At 72.6% G+C, this 632-nt stretch carries 1 protein-coding gene; it reads left to right on the forward strand.

The genetic code is table 11. The features are described 5' to 3' along the window. Positions 1-596 (forward strand): hypothetical protein (locus CQZ88_RS14380; protein ID WP_102799930.1); only part of this gene is annotated, 596 nt, incomplete at its 5' end. Positions 597-632: the final 36 nt, after the last annotated feature.

The following is a 632-nucleotide window of genomic DNA, read 5'->3' on the forward strand; positions in this document are numbered from 1 at the left end:
CCCGCGGCGGTGCCACCGACGTCGCCGAGAACTCCCCGCTCTCCGCCTACGAGGACGCCGTGGAGTTCCTGCGCGGCCTCGGCATCGAACCGTTCCTCTACCCCACCGGCGCGCCCTTCTGCACCGAGGGCGGCAGCCTGCCGCTCGGTATCGCCCCCGCCGTCGCCGGCGCGGCTCCCGGCCCGTGGCCCAACCTGAACATCCCGATGGTCGGTCCCGTCAATGCCGTCGATCCCGGCGAAACCCTGTTCGCCTTCGTGCCCATGGGCGTCGAGAAGGACAGCGGGAACACCACCGGCATGCAGGTCGCCTGGTTCAACGTCAACACCTTCCAGGGCGGGTTCGTGCCCATGGGCACCATCGCCGAGGCCGCAGCCCTCGCCGTGCCCGGCGGCCTGCCCGAGTTCGCCAAGCCCCTCGTCGCCGCCGCGGTGCAGAACTTCTTCGCCGGCGCGGTCCCGCTCGGCGGAGTCCGCGCGGCACCGGTCGCGACCGGCTCGGGAACTGTCCTGGCCGCCGTGTTCGGCACGGTGCAGAACGGCGAGACGTCGTGCTTCTTCCTCCCGACCGTGGGCATCGTGGAGGTTCCCGCCTGATCCGTCGCGTCCGGGGCGCGCATGCGCGCCCCGGAC

It is taken from the genome of Rhodococcus sp. ENV425, from assembly GCF_002887785.1.
In the GTDB taxonomy this organism is placed as follows: Bacteria; Actinomycetota; Actinomycetes; order Mycobacteriales; family Mycobacteriaceae; genus Rhodococcus; species Rhodococcus aetherivorans.